This is a genomic window from Nonomuraea purpurea, assembly GCF_042650645.1.
In the GTDB taxonomy this organism is placed as follows: domain Bacteria; phylum Actinomycetota; class Actinomycetes; order Streptosporangiales; family Streptosporangiaceae; genus Nonomuraea; species Nonomuraea purpurea.
This window is the reverse complement of sequence record NZ_JBHSBI010000002.1, coordinates 45923-70955: the sequence shown is the minus strand read 5'-3', so window position 1 is coordinate 70955 and position 25033 is coordinate 45923. Positions and strand designations below refer to the sequence as shown.

The 25033-nt window shown below is 70.1% G+C and carries 32 protein-coding genes and 1 tRNA gene; 15 read left to right on the top strand and 18 right to left on the bottom strand.

Annotated features, from left to right (window positions below; all coding sequences use genetic code 11):
- The first annotated feature begins 33 nt into the window (after positions 1–33).
- The 4 genes from ACFOY2_RS03905 (at position 34) to ACFOY2_RS03890 (ending at position 2628) form a co-directional block, all read left to right on the top strand.
- Positions 34–1149 carry a sensor histidine kinase gene (locus ACFOY2_RS03905; RefSeq protein WP_379526515.1) on the top strand — a complete coding sequence of 372 codons (1116 nt, stop codon included), beginning with the start codon at positions 34–36 and terminating at the stop codon, positions 1147–1149.
- Positions 1146–1802: a response regulator gene (locus tag ACFOY2_RS03900; RefSeq protein WP_379526514.1), complete on the top strand. Its 657-nt coding sequence runs from the start codon at positions 1146–1148 to the stop codon at positions 1800–1802. The genes ACFOY2_RS03905 and ACFOY2_RS03900 overlap by 4 nt, the downstream gene beginning before the upstream one ends.
- A 179-nt stretch (positions 1803–1981) precedes the next feature.
- Positions 1982–2218 carry a type II toxin-antitoxin system VapB family antitoxin gene (locus tag ACFOY2_RS03895; RefSeq protein WP_379526513.1) on the top strand — a complete coding sequence of 79 codons (237 nt, stop codon included), beginning with the start codon at positions 1982–1984 and terminating at the stop codon, positions 2216–2218.
- Positions 2215–2628 (top strand): PIN domain nuclease, encoded by a 414-nt coding sequence (locus tag ACFOY2_RS03890; protein ID WP_379526512.1) that lies wholly within the window; start codon positions 2215–2217, stop codon positions 2626–2628. The genes ACFOY2_RS03895 and ACFOY2_RS03890 overlap by 4 nt, the downstream gene beginning before the upstream one ends.
- Before the next feature lie 137 nt (positions 2629–2765).
- Here the strand turns inward: ACFOY2_RS03890 and ACFOY2_RS03885 are convergent, their stop codons facing one another.
- A complete protein-coding gene (locus tag ACFOY2_RS03885) occupies positions 2766–3248 on the bottom strand; it encodes a HEPN domain-containing protein (RefSeq protein WP_379526989.1) in 483 nt (160 codons plus the stop codon).
- Positions 3248–3511 carry a hypothetical protein gene (locus ACFOY2_RS03880; protein WP_379526511.1) on the bottom strand — a complete coding sequence of 88 codons (264 nt, stop codon included), beginning with the start codon at positions 3509–3511 and terminating at the stop codon, positions 3248–3250. The genes ACFOY2_RS03885 and ACFOY2_RS03880 overlap by 1 nt, the downstream gene beginning before the upstream one ends.
- A gap of 336 nt (positions 3512–3847) precedes the next feature.
- Between ACFOY2_RS03880 and ACFOY2_RS03875 the strand changes: the two genes are divergently transcribed.
- Together ACFOY2_RS03875 and ACFOY2_RS03870 are read left to right on the top strand one after the other, a co-directional pair.
- The gene (locus ACFOY2_RS03875) at positions 3848–5365 is read left to right on the top strand and encodes an FAD-dependent monooxygenase (RefSeq protein WP_379526510.1); all 1518 of its coding nucleotides are present in this window, start codon (positions 3848–3850) and stop codon (positions 5363–5365) included.
- Positions 5335–5934: a TetR/AcrR family transcriptional regulator gene (locus ACFOY2_RS03870; protein WP_379526509.1), complete on the top strand. Its 600-nt coding sequence runs from the start codon at positions 5335–5337 to the stop codon at positions 5932–5934. Before ACFOY2_RS03875 ends, ACFOY2_RS03870 begins: the two co-directional genes overlap by 31 nt.
- A 206-nt stretch (positions 5935–6140) precedes the next feature.
- Here ACFOY2_RS03870 and ACFOY2_RS03865 read toward each other — a convergent pair.
- Positions 6141–6213 (bottom strand) — tRNA-Ala (locus ACFOY2_RS03865).
- 75 nt (positions 6214–6288) lie between these two features.
- Here ACFOY2_RS03865 and ACFOY2_RS03860 point away from each other — a divergent pair.
- Positions 6289–7185 (top strand): RNA polymerase sigma-70 factor, encoded by an 897-nt coding sequence (locus ACFOY2_RS03860; RefSeq protein WP_379526508.1) that lies wholly within the window; start codon positions 6289–6291, stop codon positions 7183–7185.
- 152 nt (positions 7186–7337) lie between these two features.
- Here ACFOY2_RS03860 and ACFOY2_RS03855 read toward each other — a convergent pair whose 3' ends face one another.
- From ACFOY2_RS03855 to ACFOY2_RS03825, 7 genes are all read right to left on the bottom strand, one after another.
- On the bottom strand, positions 7338–7868 hold the full coding sequence (locus ACFOY2_RS03855; RefSeq protein WP_379526507.1) for a Clp protease N-terminal domain-containing protein: 531 nt from the start codon (positions 7866–7868) through the stop codon (positions 7338–7340).
- 4 nt (positions 7869–7872) lie between these two features.
- On the bottom strand, positions 7873–8088 hold the full coding sequence (locus tag ACFOY2_RS03850; protein ID WP_379526506.1) for a helix-turn-helix domain-containing protein: 216 nt from the start codon (positions 8086–8088) through the stop codon (positions 7873–7875).
- Positions 8089–8121: 33 nt separating this feature from the next.
- Complete coding sequence (locus tag ACFOY2_RS03845) at positions 8122–8946, bottom strand: metal-dependent hydrolase (protein ID WP_379526505.1); 825 nt, start codon at positions 8944–8946, stop codon at positions 8122–8124.
- Complete coding sequence (locus tag ACFOY2_RS03840) at positions 8943–10154, bottom strand: CynX/NimT family MFS transporter (RefSeq protein WP_379526504.1); 1212 nt, start codon at positions 10152–10154, stop codon at positions 8943–8945. Before ACFOY2_RS03840 ends, ACFOY2_RS03845 begins: the two co-directional genes overlap by 4 nt.
- A 94-nt stretch (positions 10155–10248) precedes the next feature.
- On the bottom strand, positions 10249–10626 hold the full coding sequence (locus tag ACFOY2_RS03835) for a hypothetical protein (protein ID WP_379526503.1): 378 nt from the start codon (positions 10624–10626) through the stop codon (positions 10249–10251).
- Positions 10623–10985, bottom strand: coding sequence for a hypothetical protein (locus tag ACFOY2_RS03830; protein WP_379526502.1), 363 nt, complete (start codon positions 10983–10985; stop codon positions 10623–10625). The genes ACFOY2_RS03835 and ACFOY2_RS03830 overlap by 4 nt, the downstream gene beginning before the upstream one ends.
- A gap of 49 nt (positions 10986–11034) precedes the next feature.
- Complete coding sequence (locus tag ACFOY2_RS03825) at positions 11035–11733, bottom strand: TetR/AcrR family transcriptional regulator C-terminal domain-containing protein (RefSeq protein WP_379526501.1); 699 nt, start codon at positions 11731–11733, stop codon at positions 11035–11037.
- Between the two features lie 43 nt (positions 11734–11776).
- Between ACFOY2_RS03825 and ACFOY2_RS03820 the strand changes: the two genes are divergently transcribed.
- Complete coding sequence (locus ACFOY2_RS03820) at positions 11777–13132, top strand: DHA2 family efflux MFS transporter permease subunit (RefSeq protein WP_379526500.1); 1356 nt, start codon at positions 11777–11779, stop codon at positions 13130–13132.
- Positions 13102–13596, top strand: coding sequence for a DUF523 domain-containing protein (locus tag ACFOY2_RS03815; protein WP_379526499.1), 495 nt, complete (start codon positions 13102–13104; stop codon positions 13594–13596). The genes ACFOY2_RS03820 and ACFOY2_RS03815 overlap by 31 nt, the downstream gene beginning before the upstream one ends.
- On the opposite strand, the gene ACFOY2_RS03810 is transcribed toward ACFOY2_RS03815, so the two are convergent.
- Entirely contained in the window at positions 13572–13955 is a 384-nt protein-coding gene (locus ACFOY2_RS03810) for a hypothetical protein (RefSeq protein ID WP_379526498.1), read from the bottom strand. The two genes, ACFOY2_RS03815 and ACFOY2_RS03810, sit on opposite strands and share 25 nt — an antisense overlap.
- 83 nt (positions 13956–14038) lie before the next feature.
- The gene (locus ACFOY2_RS03805; protein WP_379526497.1) at positions 14039–14260 is read right to left on the bottom strand and encodes a hypothetical protein; all 222 of its coding nucleotides are present in this window, start codon (positions 14258–14260) and stop codon (positions 14039–14041) included.
- Between the two features lie 158 nt (positions 14261–14418).
- Between ACFOY2_RS03805 and ACFOY2_RS03800 the strand changes: the two genes are divergently transcribed.
- Positions 14419–15789, top strand: a complete 1371-nt coding sequence (locus ACFOY2_RS03800; protein WP_379526496.1) for a Dyp-type peroxidase — start codon at positions 14419–14421, stop codon at positions 15787–15789.
- Between the two features lie 7 nt (positions 15790–15796).
- On the opposite strand, the gene ACFOY2_RS03795 is transcribed toward ACFOY2_RS03800, so the two are convergent.
- Positions 15797–16630, bottom strand: a complete 834-nt coding sequence (locus ACFOY2_RS03795; RefSeq protein ID WP_379526495.1) for an SDR family NAD(P)-dependent oxidoreductase — start codon at positions 16628–16630, stop codon at positions 15797–15799.
- Positions 16631–16738: 108 nt separating this feature from the next.
- Here ACFOY2_RS03795 and ACFOY2_RS03790 point away from each other — a divergent pair, with 108 nt between their 5' ends.
- Together ACFOY2_RS03790 and ACFOY2_RS03785 are read left to right on the top strand one after the other, a co-directional pair.
- Positions 16739–17269 (top strand): PadR family transcriptional regulator, encoded by a 531-nt coding sequence (locus ACFOY2_RS03790; RefSeq protein ID WP_379526494.1) that lies wholly within the window; start codon positions 16739–16741, stop codon positions 17267–17269.
- A gap of 76 nt (positions 17270–17345) precedes the next feature.
- Positions 17346–18029, top strand: a complete 684-nt coding sequence (locus ACFOY2_RS03785) for a GAP family protein (RefSeq protein WP_379526493.1) — start codon at positions 17346–17348, stop codon at positions 18027–18029.
- Here ACFOY2_RS03785 and ACFOY2_RS03780 read toward each other — a convergent pair whose 3' ends face one another.
- From ACFOY2_RS03780 to ACFOY2_RS03770, 3 genes are all read right to left on the bottom strand, one after another.
- On the bottom strand, positions 18030–19016 hold the full coding sequence (locus ACFOY2_RS03780) for an NAD(P)-dependent alcohol dehydrogenase (protein WP_379526492.1): 987 nt from the start codon (positions 19014–19016) through the stop codon (positions 18030–18032). It lies immediately after the preceding gene.
- Positions 19017–19118: 102 nt separating this feature from the next.
- Positions 19119–19775 carry a response regulator gene (locus ACFOY2_RS03775; RefSeq protein ID WP_379526491.1) on the bottom strand — a complete coding sequence of 219 codons (657 nt, stop codon included), beginning with the start codon at positions 19773–19775 and terminating at the stop codon, positions 19119–19121.
- Positions 19772–20911 carry a sensor histidine kinase gene (locus ACFOY2_RS03770; protein WP_379526490.1) on the bottom strand — a complete coding sequence of 380 codons (1140 nt, stop codon included), beginning with the start codon at positions 20909–20911 and terminating at the stop codon, positions 19772–19774. The genes ACFOY2_RS03775 and ACFOY2_RS03770 overlap by 4 nt, the downstream gene beginning before the upstream one ends.
- An 81-nt stretch (positions 20912–20992) precedes the next feature.
- Here ACFOY2_RS03770 and nhaA point away from each other — a divergent pair, with 81 nt between their 5' ends.
- A complete protein-coding gene (gene nhaA, locus ACFOY2_RS03765) occupies positions 20993–22792 on the top strand; it encodes a Na+/H+ antiporter NhaA (RefSeq protein WP_379526489.1) in 1800 nt (599 codons plus the stop codon).
- Positions 22793–22823: 31 nt separating this feature from the next.
- The gene (locus tag ACFOY2_RS03760; RefSeq protein ID WP_379526488.1) at positions 22824–23324 is read left to right on the top strand and encodes a hypothetical protein; all 501 of its coding nucleotides are present in this window, start codon (positions 22824–22826) and stop codon (positions 23322–23324) included.
- A gap of 39 nt (positions 23325–23363) precedes the next feature.
- Here ACFOY2_RS03760 and ACFOY2_RS03755 read toward each other — a convergent pair whose 3' ends face one another.
- On the bottom strand, positions 23364–24134 hold the full coding sequence (locus ACFOY2_RS03755; RefSeq protein ID WP_379526487.1) for an SDR family oxidoreductase: 771 nt from the start codon (positions 24132–24134) through the stop codon (positions 23364–23366).
- Positions 24135–24203: 69 nt separating this feature from the next.
- On the opposite strand from ACFOY2_RS03755, the gene ACFOY2_RS03750 reads away from it, so the two are divergent.
- Positions 24204–24548, top strand: a complete 345-nt coding sequence (locus ACFOY2_RS03750; RefSeq protein ID WP_379526486.1) for a hypothetical protein — start codon at positions 24204–24206, stop codon at positions 24546–24548.
- On the opposite strand, the gene ACFOY2_RS03745 is transcribed toward ACFOY2_RS03750, so the two are convergent.
- On the bottom strand, positions 24535–24987 hold the full coding sequence (locus tag ACFOY2_RS03745) for a hypothetical protein (RefSeq protein WP_379526485.1): 453 nt from the start codon (positions 24985–24987) through the stop codon (positions 24535–24537). The two genes, ACFOY2_RS03750 and ACFOY2_RS03745, sit on opposite strands and share 14 nt — an antisense overlap.
- Between the last annotated feature and the right edge of the window lie 46 nt (positions 24988–25033).

The window sequence follows — 25033 nt, the reverse complement described above, 5'->3', positions numbered from 1 at the left end:
TCGCCCGCGCGGGCGTTCGGTTAAAGTGCGCGCATGAGCAGGGGACGGATCAGCGTCATCGACTGGACGATCGCCGTCGGTGTGGCGGCGACGCTGCTGGTCACCGGGCTGTCCGGGCAACACCCCGCCACGTACCCCGCCCTGCTCGGCTACGTGCTGCTGACGGCCGGCGGCCTGGGGCTGGCCGCGCGCCGCCGCGCGCCGGTACCCGTCCTGGCCGTCACCGGGCTGTGCGCCGTGGGTTACCAGGCGGCCGGTTTCGACGTGCCCGCAGTCGCGTTCCTGTTCGCGGTGTACGCGGCCGTGCGGGCGGGACACCGCGCCATCACGGTGGCGGCGAGCGTGACCATGCTGGTCCTTCTCCCCCTCGCGGCCCTGGCCTCGGGCCTGCACGACACGGGCGAGGCGTTCGCGCAGGCCCGAGGCGCCCTCGAACTGGCCTGGCTGGTCGCGGCCGGCGCCGCCGGCGAAGCGCTGCGCCAGGCCGAGCGGCGGGCGGAGGAAGCCGAGCGCACGCGGGAGGAGACCGCGCGGCGCCGCGCCGACGAGGAGCGGCTGCGCATCGCGCGGGAGTTGCACGATTCGCTCACCCACCAGATCTCGATCATCAAGGTGCAGGCCGAAGTCGCCGTCCACGTGGCCCGTAAGCGGGGCGAACAGGTGCCGGACGCCCTGCTGGCGATCCAGGAGGCCGGACGTGAGGCGACCAGGGAGCTACGCGCGACCCTGGAGGCGCTGCGCGAGGACGACACGGCCCCGCCGCGTGGGCTCGACCACGTCGCGGAACTGGTCGAGCGGGCTCGGGCGACCGGCCTGGACGCGACGCTGACGATCGAGGGACAACGTCATGACGTGCCGGCGGCGGTGGACAGGACCGCCTACCGGATCGTCCAGGAGTCCCTCACCAACATCGCCCGTCACGCCGCCGCCGCGACGGCGTCCGTCCGGATCGACTACCGTCCCGACATCCTCGCGGTGCGCGTCGACGACGACGGCAAGGCCACACCGGGCACCGCCCCGGTACCCGGCGTCGGGCTGCTCGGGATGCGTGAACGCGTCACCGCCCTCGGCGGTCGCCTGCGGGCGGCACCGCGTGGCGAGGGCGGCTTCTCCGTCCAAGCCGAACTTCCCGTGGACCGAACGTCATGATCCGTGTCCTGCTGGTCGACGACCAGCCGCTCCTTCGCAGCGGATTCCGCGCGCTCCTCGACCTCGAAGACGACATCGAGGTGGTGGCCGAGGCCGCCGACGGACAGGAGGGCCTGGCTCTGGTCAAGGAGCACCTGCCCGACGTCGCGCTCATCGACATCCAGATGCCGGTCGTCGACGGCATCGAGGCCACCCGCCGCATCGCCGCGGACCCGGCCCTGGCCGGGGTGCACGTCGTCATCCTGACCAACTACGGCTTGGACGAGTACGTCTTCAACGCGCTACGCGCCGGCGCGGCCGGATTCCTCGTCAAGGACATCGTGCCGGACGACTTCCTGCACGCCGTACGCGTCGCCGCGCGCGGTGACGCCCTGCTGGCGCCGTCGATCACCCGCAAGCTGATCGACCGCTACGTCACCCAGCCGCTCCACACCGGCACGGGGCTGAAGGGGCTGACCAACCGCGAACGCGAGGCGGTCGCCCTGGTCGCGCAGGGCCTGTCCAACGACCAGATCGCCGAGCGCATGGTGATCAGCTCGCTGACCGCGAAAACCCACATCAACCGGGCCATGACCAAGCTCCATGCCCGTGACCGCGCCCAACTCGTGGTCCTCGCCTACGAATCCGGCCTGGTAACCCCACGCGGCTCCTGACATCCACGGTCCGGACGCCCGGCCCACGAGCTCTTCGACCGTCTGGGCGGCCGGACAGTGCGTAAACGGCGGCGCCCCGATGGACACTACTAGAGAGGGTGGGCTGAGCGATCGAACTACTGATCCAAAGTCGAGATATCCGAGACACCAAGAACGGATATCCGTGATATCCTTAGTGCGTGAAGGATGGTGATCCAATGGCCATGGTGAAGACTCCGATCGAGATCGACCAAGAGGCCCTGGCGATAGCCGCCGAAGTTCTCGGCACCAAGACAAAGAAGGACACGGTCAACGCAGCTCTCCGCGAGGTGGGGCAGCGGTTGGTGCGACTGCGAGCCCTGACCGCACTTGGCGAGATGGCCGACCGCGGAGACTTCGATGACTTCGTCGGCAACAAGGCAGCCTACCGCCGGTGACACCCGCCCTATATCTCATCGACACTTCCGGCATGTTCCGGATCTTGCAGGAGCCCAAACTGCGGCAGGCGTGGTCCGATCAGCTCGCCGCCGGTGTCATCGCAACCTGTCCGGTCGTCGAATTGGAGTTCCTTTTCTCCGCGAGATCGCTTGCGGACCGCCTGGAGAAGGTGCGTCTGCTCCACGATCTGTTCGGCTGGGTACCGATGAACGAACACGCCTGGCAGCGCGCGGCCGAGGTACAGCAGCTACTCACCGAGACTGGACAGCACAGGTCGGCCGGTCCAGCCGACCTGCTCATTGCCGCCACCGCGGAACGGGAAAACCTCACGGTGCTGTGCGACGATCGCGACTTCATGACCATAGCGGTCGTGACGAGGCAGCCCATCAAGCTGGTCACCGATATCTGATGTCCCGGAAATCGACGGGTGAGGGCGGGCCACAAGGCTCGCTTCGATCTTGATCTGGTCGGCTTCGAGGTTCGGCTGGAGGCCGATTTTCTTGCTGTACGCCAGCGGGACTGCCCGGCTGTCGTGCCGGGTGGGGTTCACGTCCAGGGAGACGGTGTGCGGGTGATCAAGCCCAGATATTGAGCTCCATGGTTGACGCCGACGACCGCGTCGATCAGCCGCTCAGTCGTGGCGATCGCCGCCTCAGCCTCGGCCTGCTCGACGTCATCGCCAGGACGCATCGGATATTCGATCTCGTTACGGCGACGGCGCAGCGCGCCGAATTCCCTGAAGGCAGCACCGAACTGCGCTCGCAGCACTTCCTCCACAACATAGTGCCCGCCTGCCGTGGTAGGTCGAAGGCCCTGATGCGCCAGAACCGCCGTACAAGCGTGCCGGGCGGCGTCATAGGAAAGGATGAAAGCGCTGTCGGGATCGTCGGCGATCCCCTGTGCGGTCTGCAAGGTGCGGCGGGCACGTTCCACCCAGTCAGTGCCATCCGCAGCCGAACCCGTGACCTTCTGGAGCCGTCCCTCTGCGAGGAGACGCTCCACCAGCGCCTCGCCTCGACTCCAGCGCATCACGCGCCCTCCTCGGGGTGTCCCTTTACCCAGATCAGCGGTGACGACCGGATCTGTTTGACAAGGGGGTCCGTGGCTTGCGTCCAACGATCACGAGTGATGATAACGGGGTTGACCGAGATACCCAGCCTCGCCTCCACTCGCTCAGCGGCCTCGTACACATCGGTTCGAGACGGACGGCCCATGACCATGACATCGATATCGTTCGGAGGCGGGCCGGGCTCGCCCAGATATCGGTTCGCCCAGAAGCCGAAGATCGCCACCGCGCCCGCATCGGGAAGGGCGGCGAATTCCTGTTCGATGAGAATGTGCGCCCGAAGGCCAACGTCAGGAGTTCCGTGAGAGGCCGGGCATAGCGGCCAGGAACCGTGGCCCGGATCAGGTGGGCCCTGCCAACCCTGCGCCCACTCAGCAGACCGGCTTGTAGCAGGCGCTCCACTTCCCGCACACTGCGACAGGCCGGTGTCACCGCCTACTCGAACCCGGCGCCGCAGGTGGATTTCCACGGTATCGCCGAGCAGCCTCCGACCGACGCGCGGTGACTGTGATCACACATACCCGACTCCCGACTTAGTAATCGGTACCGTATCGTTTACTAAGTGACTGACACCGTACTCATCGCGGGCGCCGGCCCCACCGGGCTGGCCCTGGCCATCCACCTGGCATTACACGACATCCCCGTCCGCGTCATCGACGCCGCCCCAGGCCCCGCCGCCACCTCCCGCGCCCTCGGCCTGCAACCACGCGGCGTCGAGGTCCTGGAACGCATCGGCGCGCTCGGCGACCTGCCCCAGCGCTCCCAGTCCTCGCTCAACATGTCCTACAACGAGGGATCGCGCACCGTGCTGCGCCTTCACGTCGGCCAAGCCGTCGCTGACCAGCCAAAACAGACGCTGCTGATCTCGCAGGCCGAGGTCGAGGGCACGATGCGGCAACGCCTGGCCGAACTGGGCGGCCACGTGGAGTGGGACACCCGGCTGGTCGCGGCTCGGCAGGACGACACCGGCGTCACCGCCACCGTGCAGACGGCCGATGGCGCCGAGCACCACATCGAGACCCACTGGTTGATCGGCTGCGACGGCGCGCACAGCACCGTACGCAAGCTCGCCGGCATCGGCTTTCCCGGCCGCAAACTCCTCGAACGCCTGCTGATGGTCGACGTGCGGGCCCAGTGGCCGTTGGACAAGAACGGCAGTACGACTTGGATGGAGGCCGGTCACATGCTGTCGGTCACCGCACTGCCGGACGACACCTGGCGCGTGTTCACCGAACCACCATCGGATCTGCCGGACCAGTTGTCCGAACGCGAGATCAGCGACCGGGTGCTGAGCGAGTTCTCCCGCCGCAGTGGCGTCGCCCTCGACACGGTCACGGACATCCCCTGGGCCTCGGAGTTCCGTATCCACCGCCGGTTGGCCGACTCCTACCGGCGCGGCCGGATCCTGCTGGCCGGCGATGCGGCACACATCCAGAGCCCCACCGGCGGCCAGGGACAGAACACCGGCCTGGGCGACGCGGAAAACCTGGCCTGGAAGCTGGTGCTGGTCACCCGTGGCCGCGCCGACCAGCGACTGCTTGACACCTACGAAGGCGAACGACGGCCGCTGGCCCGCAAAGTCTTGCGCGCCACCAGCACCGCCGTGGGCATCATGCTGCCGCACGCCCACTGGAGACGCCTGCTGCGCGACAACGTCGTCCTGCCGGTCGTCCGCCTGCCCGCAGTACAGCGCCGACTGTGGCTGGCCGCCTCCCAACTCGGCATCAGCTACCGGGGAGGACCGCTGGCCTCTGCCGCGCACCGGTGGATGCCCGGGCTGCGCCCCGGCGACCGGATGCCCGACCTCACCTGCCGACAACTTGACGGCGGCCAGACCACGCTGCACGCCGCGATCTCCGGACGCTGGGCGGTGCTCGCCGGTGATCAGCACGTCGCCGCCCGCCACGCCGAGGCCGCCGCAGCACGACTGGGCGCCGACCTGATCGTCGCGCTCACGCCAGTGGAGCCCAGTTCGCCCAACGTGATGCTGATCCGCCCCGACGGGCACATCGGTTGGCGTGACCATCCGGCACCCGACAAACTGATGGCATGGCTGAATCAGGTGCTGTGGCCGGCATAGAACGCCACGGCCGTCCACGCGATCCAGAGAACGATGCCGCCATCCTGGAGGCGGCGTTGGACCTGCTGATCGAACGCGGCGCGGCGGGCACCAGCATTGAAGCGGTCGCCCAACGCGCCGGCGTGGCAAAACTGACCGTGTACCGGCGCTGGCGGGCCAAAGACGACCTCCTGATGGCCGCCTTGGAACACGCCCGCGCCCCCGATATGGACGCTGCCCCGGCCGGGGAGTCGATCGATGAACTGATCTCATCCATCGCCGAACTTCTCAGCCGCCCTCGCTTCCGCACGCTGATGGCGCGCGTCATCGGCGCCTCAGTCGACTACCCGAAACTGGTGACCGCCTACACCGAGCGCTACCTGCAGCCACGGCTGAACGCTCTGGCGCAAATCGCGCAGCAGGCCATCGACGCCGGTCACCTCCCAGCGGACACCGACCCGAGCGTCATCATGGACATCCTGGCCAGCTCAATCGGATCCGTCCTGCTCCAGCATCCGGAAGACCTGACCGCTGTACAGATCGAGCGCCGGCTGCGGATTCTGTTGCGTCATATCGGATACCGATCTTGATTTCCAAGATTGGGAACGCCGGCGATCGCCTACCGCCGCAGCATCGCCACGTGCGAAGGACACAGCCATCGTGGGCAGCCACCCCAGACTCAATTCGGCCCGGCCTCAGACGAGCCCACCGAATCCATAGCCCTCACTCCTGAACGTCCGCAATGCACAGACATGCGAAACGGCGATGCCCGAAGGACACCGCCGCCTGATTGGAGTGGAGCTATGGGGATTCGAACCCCAGACCTCCTCCATGCCATGGAGGCGCGCTACCAACTGCGCCATAGCCCCTTGCGATCACCAAGTGTATCGGAGTCCGGGAGCCCTCGTGTCACGCCGAAGGCCCCGTGATACGTCTATAGGTTCATGCCGACCTTTGAGGAGCACCGAAGCCTGCTGACCGGAGTCGCCTACCGGATCCTGGGCAGTGTGGCCGACGCGGAGGACGTCGTCCAGGAGGCGTGGTTGCGGTGGTCGGCGGTGGACGAGTCGATTGTCGTGGAGCCCAAGGCGTACCTGGTCAGGGTTACCTCGCGGCTGGCCATCGATCGGCTGCGGTGGGCGAAGTCGCGGCGTGAGTCGTACGTGGGTCCTTGGCTGCCTGAGCCGATCAGCACCGAGCCCGACGTCGCCGAGCACGCCGAGCTGGCCGACTCGGTGGAGATGGCGCTGCTGGTGGTCCTGGAGACGCTGTCGCCGCTGGAGCGGGCCGTGTTTGTGTTGCGGGAGGCGTTCGACCTGCCGTTCTCGGAGATCGCGGAGATCATCGGGCGGGCCGAGCCGGCGACCAGGCAGCTCGCGCGGCGGGCGCGCGAGCACGTACGGGAGAAGCGTCCGCGCTTCGAGGTGGACGGCGACGAGCGGCGGCGGATCACCGAGCGGTTCGTCAACGCCTCCGCCAGAGGCGACCTCGGCGGGCTGATCGAGCTGTTGTCCAGCGAGGTCACGATGGTCAGCGACGGCGGCGGCAAGGCCAGGGCGGCACTGCGGACGATCACCGGCGCCGAGAACGTCGGCAGATATCTGTTGTCGATCAACACGCCGCAGAACCTCGGCCGATTCCTGGTCTCGATCGGCATGGCCGAGGGCGCGGGCCTGTCCTTCGGGATGGGCGCCGTGAACAACGCCCCCGCGGTGATCTTCTCGGCGGAGGGGCGGGTGGTCACGGTGGTCTCGCTGCTGATCTCGGACGGCAGGATCGACACGATCTACCTGGTCGCCAACCCGGAGAAGATCGCCCATCTGTCGCCACCAACCAGGTGAGCCACCTGATCAGGCGGCGGCCAGGAAAGCCATCCGGCCGGACGGCGGCCGAGTGAGTCGCCCGACCCGACGGGCCGACGAGTGAGCCGTCCAAGCAGACGGGCCGACGAGTGAGCCGTCCAAACAGACGGCCCGACGAGTGAGCCGTCCGATCAGGCGGTGCGGCGGAACGGGATGCCCGCTTCGCGTACCAGCGCGCTCAAGTCCACCCCGGCCTCGCGCAGGATCCGTGCGGCGCCGTTGGCGTGGTCGGCGAGCAGCCCCCACAGCAGCCGCTCCCCCGTGACGGGCCCGGGACGCCACATCGCCACCTCGATCGTCTTCCTGGCGTGCATGGCCAGCGGGAGCTGCCCCAGCGGCCCGTACAGGGTGACCCGCAACGGTCGCAGCCGCGAGCGGCGCAGGCGCCACAGCCGGGGGTCGTCGGTGCCCGCGCGGGTGCGGCGGTGGATCTGGTCGAGGTCGATGCCCAGCGTGGCCAGCAGCGCGCGGGCGTCGCCGACGTCCACTCGGGCCCGCACGTCGACGGCGGAGGCGGTGAACGACGACAGCGCGAACGGCCGCACCTCGGCCAGCCCCAGCAGCATCAGGTCGGCGTCGAGCGCGGGCTTGCCGGCGTCGAGGGCGAGGATCCCGGCCTTGACCACGGCCCTGCGGGCGTCCTGGGTGAATCTGGCGAACATGTGACTACCTCCCCGTCCTGCGTGCGTGTTTGCGGTGGACGGTCTGCCGCCGCACCCCGAGCGCGTCGGCGATCTGCTCCCACGACCAGCCCTGAGCGCGGGCGTTCGACACGTGCATGGCCTCGAGTTCTTCCAGCACGGTCTTGAGCGCGGACACCGCCGGCAGCCCTACGCCGGGGTCCTGACCGGCGGCCGCCTCGGCGAGTTGGTTGACCTCCATGGTGTCAGCATATGCTGACAGAGGCGTCTCTTGTCAACACATGCTGACAGTGCGCATGGTCAGGGCCGCCTCCTCCAGCGTGAACTCCACCTCGACCCGCCCCAGCTCCCCCGTACGACCTACGTGGGTGCCCCCGCACGGAATGGACGCCTCGCCCTCGGGCAGCGAGCAGTGCCACGTCCGGCGGGCGGTCAGCCCCGGCCCGGGAACGTCCAGCCGGACCGGCGCGTCGGCGGCCACCCACGCCTCAAGCCGCTCGTTCACCCGCCCCGCGACCTCCGCCCAGTCCAGCGCGTCGACGGCGAACCCCTTCTTGCGCAGCGACTTGCCCAGCCGGTAGACGTCCACGCTGCCGTGCGGCGAGATGCGCGAGGACGTGATCGCCGCCTGGTCGAAGTCGGGATGCCCGAGCCGGTCGAGCGGCGCCTCCTTGCGCCAGCACTGCGCCAGGGCCGCGTTGAGCGCCAGCGCCGCCAGGTGGCAGGAGGTGTGACCTGCCGAGAGCGCCGCGCGGAAGGCGGCGTCCACCTCCAGGTCCACCTCCTCCCCCACCGGCAGCGGCGTCTCGGCCACGTGCACGACCAGCCACTGCCAGCCCTCGCTGCCGCGCCGCACCGGGATGGCGTCGCCGAGGAAGACCTCACCGGTGTTCGACTGGGCCCCTGTCACGCAGTCGACGACCGGCAGGCCCCCGATCACGCCTCTGTCGGCGGGCTGGTCGGGCCAGGTGTGGTCGAGCGGGTGGAACGGTGTCTCGGCGACGACGAGGCCGTGCAGGTCCCCTACCGGCACGGCCCCGACGAGCGGGGAGCGGCCGCTGGTCCGGCCGCCGGGGAAGGTGACGTCTGTGGATTTCACCTGGTCATTGTCTCGTCCTCCAGGTAGCGTTCGCGGCCCGCGTACAGGCCGGTCAGCAGTTGCACGGCCAGCACCACGAAGATCATGGCGTACGGCAGCGCCCACCCGCCGGCCAGCTCGCGCAGCACCCCGACCAGCAGCGGGCCCGCGCCGGCGATGAGGTAGCCGGCGCTCTGCCCGAAGGCCGACAGCGCGGCCGTGGACTCCGGCGTGCGCGTGCGCAGCGCCAGCATCATCAGCGCCAGCGGGAACGAGCCCATCCCCACAGCCACGAACACCACCCAGACCAGCGCCAGCGAGATCGGCCCCGCCCAGAGCCCGAGGAAGCCGATCGCGTAGAACGCGACGAGCCCGACCACCACGGGACGCTGGTCGCGGAAGCGGGAGGCGACCACGGGCACGAGGATGGAGACGGGGATGCTCAGCGCGGTGAAGATGCCGAGCACCAGCCCGGCCTGCGCGGTGGTGAAGCCGCTGTCGGTGAGGATGGTGGCGAGCCAGCCGAACATGATGTACGCGATCATCGACTGCGTGCCGAAGTAGATCGCGACCATCCAGGCCAGCTTGCTCCTGGCCATCGCGCGCAGGCCCGTGCCCCGTCCGGCCGTGTTCCGCTCCGGCTCGCTGCGCAGCAGCGCGAGCCACGGAATGGCGGCGACTGCGGCCAGCGCCGCCCACACGCCGAGCGCGATGTGCCAGTCGCCGGAGGCGCGCTCGATCGGCACGGTCGCGGCGGCGGCGAGCATGGTGCCGACCGCCAGGGCCGTGGTGTAGACGGTGGTCATGATCCCGGTACGGGCGGGGAAGTGCCGCTTGATCAGCGTCGGGATGAGCACGTTGCCGACGGCCCCGCCGGAAAGCGCGACCGCGCTGCTCAGCAGGAACACCGGCGCGGAGCCGACCAGCGACCTGACCAGCATGCCCAGGCCCAGCGTGATGAGGGCGAGCAGCAGCAGCCGGTGCTCGCCGACCCGCCGGGACAGCGCGGGCGTGACCGCGCCCACGCCGGCGAAGGCCAGCACGGGTAGCGTGGTGAGCAGGCCGGTGCCGACGCTCGACATGCCGAGCGCGCCGGCGAGCTGGTCGAGCAGCGGGCCGACGCTGGTGACCGCGGTACGCAGGTTCAGCGCGGCGAGGACGATTCCCAGCACGAGGAGCCAGGCGAGAGGCGCGGTCCTTGCTCTGGACTCTTGGGCGAGCACACTCATGCGGGGGAAATCCTCCACTCATCAAATCATGGGACGAATCACCACCTTAACAGGACCGAAATATCCCTTTATTCCTGGGTATGGGAGCCGAGGGTCAGCGCCGGCGCAGCAACCAGTAGAGACCCACGAAGGGCAGCACGAGGGGGATGAACAGGTAACCCTTGCCGTAGGCGGACCAGACGGTCGCGTCGGGGAAGGCGGCGGAATCGAGGAGGCTGAGCGTGCCGATGATCAGCACGCCCGCCAGCTCGATGCCGAGCGCGACCAGCGCGAGACGGCGCGCGCCACGCCAGAGCGCGACGGTGAGCAGGATGTAGACGAGCGCCGCGAAGGCCGACAACGAGTACGCCAGCGGCGCCTCACCGAACCTGCTCGCGATCTGCACGGCCGCCCTGGCCCCCGCGGCCAGCGAGAACAGCCCGTAGACGGCGATCAGCGCGCGCCCGGGACCTGCGCCGATCGAGGTGGTCACGGCATCCCCTGCCAGATCTGCAGCAGCCGGGCGGTCATGACGGCGATCGCGAACCCGGCCACGGCCAGGATCGCCGAGCCCCACCTGCTCCGCTCGGCCAGCGCCAGGAACACCCCGGCGGGCGGGATCAGCACCTCGCCCCCGACGTAGCCGAACAGCGTGACCTTGTCGTCGGGCCCCGCGCCGCCGGCCACGGCCGCGATCACGAAACCCGCCTGCACCAGCACGGCCACCTCGAGCACGGCGAACCCGACGAGCAGCACCATGCCCATCGGCCGGTCGCGGATGGCGACGATCAGGCTCGCCAGCATCAGCAGCAGCGCGATGACGATGACGATCGTGGAGACGACGGTGTTCATCGGGGGTAAGGCTACCGCCCGGCCGGGTCGCCCCCGATTCCGGAATGCCTCACGGTGACTTCCTGGCGGCCAGCTCGCCCGCGATCCCGTCGAGCACCCAGTTCAGCCCGCGTTCGAAGTTGTCGTCGGCACCCTGCACGCCCTGCTCGATCATCGGCGCCAGCCGGGGGAACTCGCCGCCCTCGACCAGTTCCTTGATGTACGGCTCCGCCACGGCCGCCCGTTCTGCCGCGTTGATCCCCTCTTGTCTGGGCGCCCCGCGCTCGGCCGACTCCCTGATCACGAACCCGGTCATGTAGTCGTTGAAGGCGGCCAGGAACCGCCAGGCCGTCAGCCGGTCGACGCCCAGCCCGTCGATGGCGGCCAGCTTCTGTTCCACGTGCCGCAGCCCGTTGGGCCCGACGGCCAGGCGGTGGGAGATCAGCTCGACCCGCCAGGGGTGGCGGCGCACCAGCTCGCGTTCATGCGTGGCCAGCGTCAGCAACGCCTGCCGCCAGTCGTCCGGCAGCGGCCCTTCGACGAGCACTTCGGTGGCGATCTCGTCGAGCATCAGCGCGAGCAGGTCCTCTTTGCGCTCGATGTAGGAGTACAGCGTCATGGCCCGCGCGCCGAGCTCGCCGGCCACGCGCCTGATCGAGACGGCGGCCAGCCCTTCCGCGTCGGCGACCTGAATGGCGGCGGCCACGATCGCCTCCCTGGTCAGCACGGGACGGCGGGGCGGCGCGGGGCGGTTCCAGATCGAGCTCACGAGAAAATTCTAGACACTGTACGAAAGTGATACGTTGTACGACATGCGATACAGCGTACGAGATCCTCTTGTGGCGACCGGCCTGGTCGTCCTCCTGGGCGTCGTGATGACGATGCTCGACACCACGATCGTCAACGTCGCGCTCGGCACCCTGGCCCGCGAGTTCCGCACGACGCCCGCCGGCATGCAGGGCGTGGTCACCGGCTACCTGCTGGCGCTGTCGATGACGGTGCCGGTCACCGGGTGGGCGGTCGGCAGGTTCGGCAGCGCGAAGGTGTGGTTCGTCTCGCTCGTGCTGTTCATCGCCGGCTCCGCGCTGTGCGCCACGGCCTGGTCGGTCGGGAGCCTCGTCGCCTTCCGCGCGGTGCAGGGCCTGGGCGGGGGCCTGCTCCTGCCCGTGGGCCAGATGATGCTGGCCCAGGCCGCGGGCAAGGAGCGGATGGGCCGCGCGATGGGCATGATCTCGGTCCCCGCGATGCTGGCGCCCGTCCTCGGGCCGCCGCTCGGCGGCGTGATCGTGGAGGGCCTCGGCTGGCGCTGGATGTTCCTGGTCAACGTGCCGTTGTGCGCGGCGGCGCTGCTGGCGGCGCTCCTGCTGCTGCCCCGCACGGGCGGCGCGCAGCCGCAGCGGCTCGACGTGCTGGGCCTGGCCCTGCTCTCGCCCGGACTGGCCGCCCTGGTCTACGGCCTGACCGAAGTGGGAAACGGGGCCTCCCTGCTGCACCCGGCGCTGTGGATCGGCGTGGTCCTGGTCGTCGCCTTCGCGGTGCGGGCGCTACGGGTCCCGGGGGCGCTGGTGGGCCTGCGGCTGTTCGGCGACCGCACGTTCGCCTCGGCGGTGGCGGCGCTCGCGTGCTACTCGGCCGCGACGTTCGGCGTCACGGTGCTGGTGCCGCTCTACAGCCAGCTCGCGCGGGGCGGCAGCGCCCTGGACGCCGGGCTGCTGCTGGCCCCGATGGGGATCGGCGCGGCGATCACCATGCCGCTCGCGGGCAAGCTCACCGACAGCAGGGGGCCGCGCGGCGTGGGCGCGACGGGCGTGGTGGTCGCCGTGGCGGGGGTGGTGGCGTTCGTGGTGTTCGGCGGTCCCATGCCGATCTTCGTGCTCGGGCTCGGGCACGGGCTGGTGTCGGCCTCGGTGATGGCCGCGGCGTTCAAGACGCTGGAGCCGGCCGCCATCCCCGGCGCGACCACGTTGAGCACGATCGTGGTACGGCTGGCCGCGCCCCTCGGCGTCGCGGCGCTGACCGTCCTGCTGCAGGTGTTCACCAGGGCGGACGTGGCGCAGCCGTTCACCTACGCCTTCTGGTGCGCGATCGTGCTGACCTCCGTCTCGCTGGTGCCGATCGCGCTCATAGGATCGAAGTCGTGGAGAAAATCCTCGTCAGCGCCTGCCTGATGGGCCGCAGAGTGCGTTACGACGGCGGCGCGAAGACCAGCTCCGACACCCTCCTCGCCAGGTGGCGCGAGGAGGGGCGGCTGGTGCCGTTCTGCCCCGAGGTGGAGGGCGGGCTGCCGATCCCCCGGCCCGCCGCCGAGATCGAGGGCGGCGCGGGCGGGGCCGCCGTGCTGTCAGGAGCGGCCCGCGTGCTGGCGGCCGACGGTTCCGACGTGACCGCCGCGTTCGTGGCGGGCGCGCGGGCGGCGCTCGACGCGGCACGGGCGGCCGGCGTCCGGCTGGCGGTGCTGAAGGAGGGCAGCCCGTCGTGCGGCACCCTGGCCGTCTACGACGGCACGTTCGCGGGACGGCGCGTCGCCGGGCAGGGCGTGACCACGGCGCTGCTGGAAGGCGAGGGCATCCGGGTCTTCACCGAGGAGCAGATCATCGAGGCCGCCGCCTATCTGCGCACCCTGGAGACGTAGAACGAGCCCGCCAGACCAGCGGCCAGCGCCGTCGCCATGATGCCGTGGTACCACATGAGCAGCCCCGTCACCTCGTTCGCCGCCCCCAGCGCCACCGCCACGATGCCGAGCAGCACGCCCGCCAGCGCGCCCGCGTGGGTGTAGATCAGCCCGTCCCACGCCCACTCGCGGCCGGTCAGCGCGCCGTACGCCCCGGCCAGCACCGCCCCGCCGCACAGCGTCTCCACGATCGCGGCCGGGACGATCACGGGCTCGCCCAGCGGGAACAGGCCGATCCCCGCGTGCGAGAGCGCGAAAGAGAAGAAGATCAGCGCGTAGAGGCAGGAGAGCGCGCCGAGTGCTCTGCGGAGTGCGTCCATCCTTCCACAGTGGCACCGGACGGCAGCGCGGCAATCGTCCTCAGGGAGGCGGCGCCGCTACCTCGTCCGCTGTAGCCGGCCAGTCAGTACTCCCAGGTGTCGGTGCGCCGCTCGTGCCCGATGCAGAACACGCCCGTGCCGTGCCCGTCCTTGGCCAGGTCCACCCTGATCCAGCCGTCGGCGCGGGCGATCTTGGCGGTGTAGCCGCTGACCGGGGTGGCCGAAACCAGGCGGCAGCCGTCGGCCAGGTCCGGAAACGTGACGGTTTCCTGCGCGAACGGCGGCATGGCCAGGACGGCCCTCACCGTCGGCTGATAGTCGAATTTGCGGAGATTTTCCCACCCCCTCAGAATCGCGCAGGTGCGGCGCGTCAAAGAAATATGGGGGACTCGTGGAAGGCGTTCCGCGGAACGACGCGCCAGGGGGCCCGATTTCGTTTCCGAAACGGGGAAGGGATTCGACGATGCCTGTCGACCTGGAAAATCAACACCCCCTGGCCTGGGACTCGCCCACGCTCGACGCGGACACCAAGGCCATGCTCGACAACCTCCAGCCGAACATCCTGCACGCGCACGTGCGCGAGCACATGTCCGTGCTGCTGGTGCAGTTCAACGACGCGGCCGAGGGCAAGGCGTTCCTGCGCAACCTCGCCTCGACCAAGATGAAGTCGGCGCGCACGCATCTGGAGGAGCTGCGCGACTTCGTCGTCACGGGCATGGAGGGCACGCCCTACGTGGGCGTCGGCGTCAGCCAGGCCGGTTACCACGCTCTCGGCCACTCCGACGCCGAGGTGAGCCTGTTCGCGGACGAGACGTTCCGCGCCGGGATGAAGCAGCGGATCACCCTGGTCTCCGACCCGCCGGTGGAGGAGTGGGAGCAGGCGTACCGGCTGGAGATCCACGCCGTCATCCTGATCGGCGACGCCACGCCCGGCACGGTGGACGCGCTGCGCGAGGAGATCCTCGGCGAGCTGCCGGCCAGCGCCCAAGTGCTCGGCAAGGAGATCGGGCTGGGCCTGCGCAACCCGGCCGGCGACGGCATCGAGCACTTCGGCTACGTGGACGGCCGCAGCCAGCCGCTGTTCCTGAAGGACGACGTGGACGCGGAGCCGGCGACGGTGTGGAACCCGTTCTTCCCGCTGGGCAACGCCCTGCTGCCCGACCCTCTCTCGCCGAACCCCGTCCAGCACCACGGCAGCTACCTGGTCTTCAGGAAGCTGGAGCAGAACGTGCGGGCGTTCAGGCAGATCGAGCAGGACCTGGCCAACGGCCTCAGCCTGACCGGCATCGACCGCGAGCGGGCGGGCGCCATGCTCGTCGGCCGTTTCAGGGACGGCACGCCGCTGACCAGCAAGCCCAAGCCGAGCGGCGGGCCGGTGCCCAACGACTTCGTCTATGACGGCGACGACGGCACCAGGTGCCCCTTCAGCGCGCACATCAGGAAGACGAACCCGCGTTCGTTCGGGCGTGAGGTGCTCATGGCCAGGCGCGGTCAGACTTACGGCACGCGTACCGACCAGCCCTGGGACGACTCGCCGCCGCAGGACCGGCCGACCGGGGGCGTCGGGCTGCTGTTCATGGCGTTCAACGGCGCGCTGGTGAGCCAGTTCGAGTTCACCCAGCAGAAGTGGGCGAACAACCCGAAGTTCCAGAAACCGGGGACCGGCCTCGACCCGGTCATCGGGCAGGGTCCGCGCGACCTCCAGGTCTCCTTCCCGAAGGCGTGGGGTCAGCCCGAGTTGTCGCCGCCACAGGCCCAGGTGGCTCAGACGGTCACGATGAAGGGCGGCGAGTACTTCTTCGCCCCGTCGTTGGCGTATCTGCGCGGTCTCTGAAAGACGCTCATCCGCCCGCGAGGCCGAGGGTGCCGGTGACCAGCCGTTCCCGCAGGCCCGCGGGCAGATGGGTGAGCAGGCCCACCAGGCGGGCGTCGCCAGGCGCCACGTACAGGCGCCTGGGCCTGCGGGCCTGCAGCGCGGCCAGCACCGTGCGCACCACGGGCTCGACCTGCCCCGGCTTCTGAGCGGCCATGGCCTTGCCGACCGCGGCCAGGTGGGCGGCGTAGAGCGCGACCCTGCCGGGGTCGGCCAGGGCGAGCGCGGCCCTGGCGGCGTCGTCGGCCTTGTCGAAGATCTCGGTGGCGGTGCTGCTCGGCTCGACGAGCACGACCGGGATGCCCCACGTGGCCAGCTCCATGCGCAGGGCCTGGGACATCGCCGCCAGGGCCGCCTTGCTGCCCGACAGCGCCGCCATGAACGGCATGGGCTGCCTGGCGGTCGCCGCGCTGATGTTGATCACCCGGCCGCCGCCCGTCCGCAGCAGCGGAAGGAACGCCTGGGTGACGAACGCCGGGCCGTAGGTGTTGACCTCGAACTGGCGGCGCAACTCCGCGGGTGGCACGAGTTCCACCGGCCCCCGCACGATCACGCCCGCGTTGTTGATCACGGCTGCCAGCCCTCGATCGTTTGCCTCGCGCTCGACCTGCTTGGCGGCGGCCGCGACGGCGTCAGGGTCGGTCACGTCGAACCTCACCTGGCGCACGTTCCCCTGCCCGGCCAGGGCCGGCGTCTCGCCGCGCACGCCGGCGAAGACGGTGTAGCCCTTGTCGGCGGCGGCCTTGACCAGGGCCTGGCCGATGCCTCCCGACGCCCCCGTGATCAGAACGGCTTTCGACATGAAGATCCTCCTCCATACTCACCTAGGGACATGTACTTAGGTACATGTGAAGAGTGCCCGCGTTCCCGAGGACCTGTCAAGATGGAGGAGGACGTGAGGAGTGTGTGGATGTCGTTGCGCTACGGCCTGCTCGGCCTGCTCGCTGAAGGCCCGGCCAGCGGCTACGACCTGGCACGCCGCTTCGAGCAGATGCTCGGCTCCGTGTGGCCGGCCCAGCAGCCGAAGATCTACGCCGAGCTCAACCGGCTGGCCGCCGAAGGGCTCATCGAGGTCGAGAGCGAGGGGCCGCGCCGGCGCAAGGCGTACCGCATCACCGAGGAGGGGCTGCGCGCGATCCGGGAGTGGCTGACCTCGGGCGAGGTCGACCACACGCTGCGGATCCAGTCACTGCTGCGCTCGGCGTTCTTCTGGCTGATGGAGCCGCAGGATCTGCGCAGGCACCTGGAGACCGAGGCGGCCTTCTTCGCCCAGGAGGCCGCGCGGTACCGGGGGTTCGCCGAGGCGAAAGACCGAGGCGAGTTCGGCGACGGGCCGCAGACCCGCTCGTTGCGGATCGCCGCCGAAGCCGGGCACCGCCTCTACCAGGCCCTGGCCGACTGGGCCGAGTGGGCGCAGAGCGCCGCCGCCGAAGAGCGGTGAATGCGCACAAGGATGTACACCGGGTTCACCCCGCCGGAGGAGGTGATCACCGGCCCCGCACCGCCATGATCGTCGCATGACCATCGGACTGCTGCTCGCCCTCGCGGGCCTCGCGATCGTCGACAGCACCAGTTTCGGCACGCTCGGCATCCCCCTGTTCCTGCTGCTGGCGCCGGGCCGGTCGTGGGTGTCGCGACTGCTGATCTACCTCGCCACCGTCACCGTCTTCTACTTCCTGGTGGGCGTGGCACTCATGCTGGGACTGTCGGCGGCGCTCGACCAGTTCGGCGACGCGCTGCACAGCGCCCCCGCCCGCTGGGCGCAGCTCGCGATCGGCGTGGGACTGTTCGTGCTGAGCTTCCGGTTCGACCCCAAGCGGCGCAGGAAGCTCGGCAAACCGGAACGCCGCTTCGAGCCGCGCGTGGGCGGGCCCAGGGTCATGGTGCTGCTGGGGCTGACCGCCGGGGTGCTGGAGGTGGCCACGATGGTGCCCTACCTGGCGGCGATCGGCCTGATGACGACCTCGGAACTGACCGCCGCGCAGTGGGTGCCGACGCTGGCCGCGTACGTACTGATCATGATCGTGCCGACGCTGGTGCTCATGGGGTTGCGCGGATTCGCCGGGTCCTGGGCGGAGCCGAAGCTGGAGCGGCTGCGTGCCTGGCTGGCCAAGCACGCGGAGTCGGCCCTGAGCTGGACGATCGCGATCGTCGGCTTCCTGCTGGCGCGCGACGCGGCCTTCTACCTGTTCTTCCGATGATCAGTGCGTGACGACGACCTTGCCGGCCGCATGCCCCTCCTCCTGGTACCTGACAGCCGAGGGGATCTCCTCGAACGTGTAGCTCCTGTCGATGACCGGGGTGAGCTTGCCGGCCTCGATGAGCTCGGTCAGCGTCATCAGGTTGCGCCCGTTGTCCGTGCGGTTCACCACGTCCGTCCTGAGCACGCGCTGGGAGATGAACGGGCCCCTCGCCATGATCGAGAACATCCGCCCCGCCGGCTGCACCCAGCGGCCCGAGCGGCCGCCGACCAGGACGTAGGCGCCCTTACGCGTCAGCATCCTGAGGCCGGCCGAGGCAGGACGGTTGCCGGCGATGTCCAGGAACACCTCGTAGCGCCGCCCGCCGAGGGTGAAGTCCTCCTTGGAGTAGTCGATCACCTCGTCCGCGCCGAGTGAGCGCACCAGGTCGATGTTGCGCGGCCCGCAGACGCCGGTGACGTGCGCGCCGAACGCCTTGGCGAGCTGCACGGCGAACGTCCCCACGCCGCCGGAGGCCCCGTTGATCAGTACGTTGTCCCCCTTCTTGACCTGACCGTCGTCGCGCAGCGCCAGCAGGGCGGTGCCGGCCGCCAGCGGCACGGCCGCCGCCTCCTCGAACGTCAGGTTCCGCGGCTTGGGCGCCAGGTCGTCGGCAGGCACGCAGGCGTACTGCGCGAAGCCGCCCTGCTTGGACATCGTGTACACCTCGTCGCCCGGGCCGAACCCGGTCACGCCGGGGCCGACCGCCTCCACCAGGCCCGCTATGTCGGCGCCGAGGACGGGCAGCGCCGGCCGGCGCAGCCCGAGGCCGCCGGGCATGACGCGGGCCAGGTACGGCTCTCCGCGCATGAAGTGCCAGTCGTAGGGCTGGACGGAGGTGGCGCGCACGCGGATGAGCACCTCGCCTCGGCCGGGAGCGGGCGTGGGCAGGTCGGTGAGCTGGAGGTTGTCGGGCGGGCCGTAGGAGCTCAGGACGAACGCCTTCATCGGATTCTCCGAATCGCTGTGGTTGTGACCCCAGTGTCGGCAATGCCCGCATGCCTGTTCTACAGCCGAAAGTACGACCTTTTCCGTGGCCGATCGGCTGGTTCAGAACCTGACGCGGTTGGTCTCGTAGGCCCACATGGCGATCTCCACGCGGTTGCGCACGCCGAGCTTGGTCATCAGGCGCGCGATGTGACTCTTGACGGTGCTGAGCGAGATGTGCAGTTCGTCGGCGATCTCGCTGTTGGTGCGCCCGCGCGCCACGGTGACCAGGATCTCCTCCTCCCGCCCTGTGAGGGCCTCGATGGGCTTGATCGGCCTGCCGGCCCGGCCGGAACCGGCGAAGGCGGCCAGCAGCCGCGCGGTGACGTTCGGGGCGATGAGCGCGTCGCCGCCCGCGGCGGCCCTGACGGCCTGGGCCAGCAGGTCGGGCCCCGCGTCCTTGAGCAGGAAGCCCCTGGCGCCGGCCCTGAGCGCGGCGTAGACGTACTCGTCGAGGTCGAAGGTGGTGATGACGACGACCGCGATCGGATCCTCGACGGACGGCCCGGCCACCGAGCGGGTGGCCTCGATGCCGTCGAGGCTCGGCATGCGGATGTCGAACAGGCACACGTCGGGCCGCAGGCGGCGGGCGAGCTCAACCGCCCGCCGGCCGTCGGCGGCCTCGCCGACCACCTCGATGCCGGGCTGGGCGTCGAGGATCATCCGCAGCCCGGTGCGGGCGATCTCCTGGTCGTCGGCGACGACCACCCTGATGTTCACCTCGACGCCCCCGCCCTGGGCAGCTCGGCGGTCACGGTCCAGCCCCGGCCGGGGTTCGGGCCGGCCTCGCAGGTGCCGCCGAGCAGCCCCGCGCGTTCGATCATGCCCATGAGGCCGTAGCCCGCCGAGGAGATCGGGCGATTCGAGGAGTTGTCGCCGTCGTCGCTGACGCGCAGACGCACCGAAGCGTCGTCGGCGGCCACGCTGACCTCGATGCGACTGGCGTGGCGGGCGTGCCGCCTGGCGTTGGTCACCGACTCCTGCGCGATGCGGTAGATCGCGGCACCGACCGAGGGCGGGACGTCGTCGAGGTCGCCGAGAATCCGCACGTCGACCGACAGGCCGGCCTCGGCCCTGCCCGCGAGCTGCGCCAGATCGGCGATCTGCCGGCCGGGGGCCAGCTCCGCCGGCTCACTACGACGCAGCACGCGGACCATCGCCCGCATCTCGGCCAGCGTGCGCGACGCCTCGGCCTCGATCACCCGTAACGCGTCGGTCGCGGCGTCAGGATGGGACGCCGAGGTCGCCAGGCCCGCCTGGGCGCGAATGGCCATCGCCGAGACGTGATGGGCGACCGTGTCGTGCAGGTCGCGGGCGAGCTGCTCGCGTTCGAGCAGTTTGACCTGGTCGAACTCGCGCATCCGCGCCCTGGCCCGGTAGCGCAGCGCCACGGCCAGCCCGACGCCCGACGACATGACCGCGAACGCGGCGAAGGCGTCGCCGGGAACCAGGTCGTACCAGAGCGCCGAGATGCCGACCGCGACCACCATGGTCGCCAGCCCGAGCACGGCCTCGCGCCCCGACCCCCACCGGAACAGCGCGTAGACCACGATCAGCAGGAAGGCCATCGTGTTCGTCTCCACGCGGACCCCGCCCGTCAGCAAGGGCGCCAGCGTCGTGGCGGAGAAGACGATCGTGACCACCAGCAGCGGCCTGGTGCGCCGCCAGAGCAGTGTGGGGATCAGCCCGATGGTGACGGCCATGGCGACGGCCCGCCACGGGAGGTCCGTCCGCAGGGCCCCTTCGAGCACCGCGACCGGGAGAAGCACACCCACGAGCGCCCAGTCCCGCCATACCCGCCGGGGCGGGTCGGGGGGACGCGGCTCGTTCCACACGGAGCGAAGAAGACCGCGCACATCATCATCCTACGAGAGCGGGTCCCTGCGGGAAGCCGGAGAATCGGCGGCCTCTAGGATCGGTTCCGGGGGAGTTTCCAGATGTTGCGGGCGTTCCTGAGGACCGAGGCGGGCAGTACGAGCGTGCTGCTGGCCGCCACCGTGCTCGCGTTGCTGTGGGCCAACTCGCCGTGGGGCGACACCTACGAGGCCTTCTGGCACACGCCGATGGGCATCTCCTTCGCCGACGCCTCCTTCTCCCTCGACCTGCGCCACTGGGTCAACGACGGCCTCATGACCGTCTTCTTCTTCCTCATCGGGCTCGAAGTCTCCTATGAGGTGCGGCTCGGGCAGCTGAGGGACAGGCGGCTGATCGCCGTCCCGGCCATCGCGGCGCTCGGCGGCATGCTCGTGCCCGCCGGCGTCTACCTGCTGTTCAACTTCGGCGGGCCCGGCGCGGGCGGGTGGGGGGTGCCGATCGCCACCGACACCGCCTTCGTGCTGGGCGTGCTCGCCGTCGTGGGGGCCCGGTGCCCCGATCCGCTGCGGGCGTTCCTGCTGACGCTGGCGATCGTGGACGACGTGCTGGCCATCATGATCATCGCGCTGTTCTACACGGCGGGCGTCTCCTTTCCCGCCCTGTTCGCCGCCGCCGCGCTGCTGGCGGCCATCGTGACGCTGCGGTGGCTGAAGATCTGGCGGGCGCCGGCCTACATCGTGCTCGGGTTCGCGCTCTGGGTGGCGACCTTGCAGAGCGGGATCCATCCGACGCTGGTCGGCATCGCGCTGGGCGTCCTGGTGTTCGTCTACGCGCCCAGCGACCACAAGCTGCTGCTCGCCGGGGAGGCCGTACAGGAGTTCACCAGCGAGCCCAGCGCGCAGGCGGCCAGGGAGGCCGCGCGGCGGGTCCAGCGGGCGGTCTCCGTCAACGAGCGGCTGCAGCTGCGGCTCCAGCCCTGGAGCGCCTTCGTCATCGTGCCGGTCTTCGCCCTGGCCAACGCCGGGGTCCGGCTCGACGGCGAGACCCTGCGGGCCGCGCTCACCTCCCCCGTGGCCATCGGCGTGGCGCTGGGGCTGCTGGTCGGCAAGTTCGTCGGCATCTCGCTCGGCACGTGGCTGCCGCTGCGGTTCGGATGGGGCGTGCTGCCGGGGAACCTGGTCTGGGGTCAGCTGCTGGGCGGCGCCGCCGTCTCGGGGATCGGGTTCACGGTCGCGCTGTTCATCGTGGACCTGGCCTTCAAGGATCCGGTCATCCACGACCAGGCGAAGATCGGGATCCTGGCGGGGTCGCTGATGTCCGCCGTGCTCGGCTGGGTGATCTTCCGCCTGGCCTGGGACCGGGGCGGGGTGTGCGCGCCGCCCGAGGCCGAGCCCGAGGAGGAGCTGCCCGAGCTGCTGTCGGAGCCGGTCGGGCCCGAAGACCGCGTGCGCGGTCCTGAGAACGCCAAGGTGACGATCGTGGAGTACGGCGACTTCGAGTGCCCCTACTGCGGGCGGCTCCATCCGGTCCTGGAGGAACTGCGCAGAAAGTACCCCAAGGACGTGCGGCTGGTGTTCCGGCACTTCCCGCTGCGGACCCTGCACCCGCGGGCGGCGCCCGCCGCGATCGTGTCCGAGGCGGCGGCCGACGAGGGGCGGTTCTGGGAGATGCACGACATCCTCTACGACAACCAGCGTTTCCTCACCGACGCCGACCTCGAACACTACGCGGCCGAGCTGGCCGTCCAGCCCTGGACGAACGTGCCCGAGCACGTCGCCAGGATCGCCCGCGACGAGGAGTCGGGCCGGGAGAGCGGCGTGCGCGGCACCCCCACCCTCTTCCTGAACGGCCGGCGTCACCAGGGCCCCCTCGACCTGAACACGCTCAGCCGGGCGGTGGAGGAACTACGCGCCCCCTCGTGAGGCCGGGAAACGTTCATGTACGGTGTTCTTGATGACCGAGATGACCGACACGACGTCCCTTTTGATCATTGGTCTCATCGCGTTCGCCGTGATGGGTGTCCTGTTGCTCGCCGGCATCGTCATGACCGCCATGGGCAGACGCAACCACGGCTCCGCCGCCACGATCGGAATGGTGGGCTGCATCGTCCTGCTGCTCGGGCTGGTGTTCAACACCCTGCGCGGCCTGGCGCTCCCGATGCTGAGCGACACGTTCGGCATGAGCCTCAACATGCTCTTCACCGTCGGCAACGTGCTCTCGCTGCTCTTCGAGGTGATCGGCACGGGGCTGCTGATTTGGGCCGTGGTCGCGCGGCGCAACCCGCCCACGCCCGCCGGGCCGCAGGGGCCCGCATGGCAGCAGCCAGCGTCCGAGTGGCAGCAGCAGCCGGGCCGGCAGAGCCCGCAGCCCGGCCACCAACCGGGGCACCAACCAGGCCAGCAGCCCGGCTGGCAGACGCCGCCCCAGCCGCCCTACGGCGAAGGCCCGCGCTGAAGCCGGAAGCCCTGCGGCCTTTCGGCGAAGGCCGGCGGTTCAGGGGCGCCGCAGGTAGTCCTCCCACGTGATCTCGCCGGTCGGCTGCGCCTTCGTGGCCAGGTGACCGGCTCTGAAGGCGCGGCCGAGCCCGCCGGGCACCCGCATCCGCAGCACCGGCCTGCGCAGCCCGCGGACCCGTAGCCAGGTCTCGGCGGCCTCGGCCATGGTCAGCGTCTGCGGCCCGCCGTACTCCTCGATCTCGCCACCGGGGCCGCGCCTGACAACCGACGCCAGGCGCGCGGCCGCGTCCGCGACGTCCACGGGCTGTGCCGGGATCCCGGGATCGGCGACCAGGACGCCGAGTCTGGCCATCCCGCGCAACGCCTGGTCCACGAACCCGTGGAACTGCGTGAGACGCACGATCGTCCACGGCGCGCCGCCGCCCCGGACGAGCCGCTCTGCTCGCACCTTTGTCCGGAAATATCCCCATGGCACCTGGTCAGCCCCCACGATCGAGGTGTAGACGAGATGCCGCGCCCCGCTCTCACGGGCCGCCGCCAGCAGCAGCGACGTCCCATGGAGCTCCACCCGCAGCGTGTACCTGCCCTTGTACGGCGCCGAGGCCAGGTGCACGATCGTGTCCGCCCCGGCCACGGCCTCCGTCACCCCCATGCCGGTCGTCAGGTCCGCGACCAGCCATCGCACGCCGTCGCCCGCCGGTCTGGCGGTCCTGCTGGTCGCCCGCACGTCGAACCCGGCTCCGGCCAGAACTCCGAGCAGGGCCCGGCCGAGCCGTCCGCTGCCGCCTGTCACGAGTACAGAAGTCATGCATCGTGGACGGGGCTGGGGGTGCAAGTGTGACAATGTCCGCGTAAGCCGACACTTTCCGAGGGGATCATGACTCGAGAGCAACCTGGCGGCCAGGACTTCGATCCCAACCAGACGATCAGGCGCCGTTTCCCGCACCCCGCCCCACCCCCGGCCACCCCACCTTCCCAGACCCCGCACCCATCTCCGGAACCGCTCAGGACGCAGCGGCTGCCGTACACGCCGGACATGCTCCCCGACGTGCCGCACTACGAGGCCAAGCCGCCGAAGTCGGCCTGGTGGTGGGTGATCCTGGCCGGCGGGCTGGTGCTGCTGATCGCGGCCGTCGCGGTGGCGGCGCTGCTGTGGATCCGCGGCAACGCCGACACCTCGACCCGCGCACTCCCGGCCGCGAACGTGGTCAGGCTCGGGTGAAGTCCATGGTCCAGTTCGTCTCCCAGGTCAGCCCGTCGTCCGAGGAGAACGCCTGCTCCCACCGGGCCGCGTCGGGGCCGGCGACCGTCCAGATGAACCGGCAGCGCACCCGTCTGCCCTCATGGTTCTCCTCTCCATAGAACTCCCCTCGATTCCCCTCGAACCCACCCACCATGGGCACGGTGTCGAGCACGCCCCTCGTGCTGCTCGCCCAGTGGATGGCCCACTTCTGGGTGTCCGGGTTGTAGACGCGCACGGTCAGCCCGCTGAATCCCTTCGTCGGGAAGGCGATCTCGTCGAAGTTGGCCGCGCCGTCGAAGTGCCGGGTGGCGACCGAATGTCCGGGGAACTCGTCCCATTCGTCGCTGCCGGCGAGGGCCTTCACGAGCCGCCTGTTGACGACGTTCCAGCGGCCGGCGAAAAAGTCGAAATCGTTCACGCAACCGAACGTAAGGCGTGACCACTGACAGGTAGTGTCAGCGATT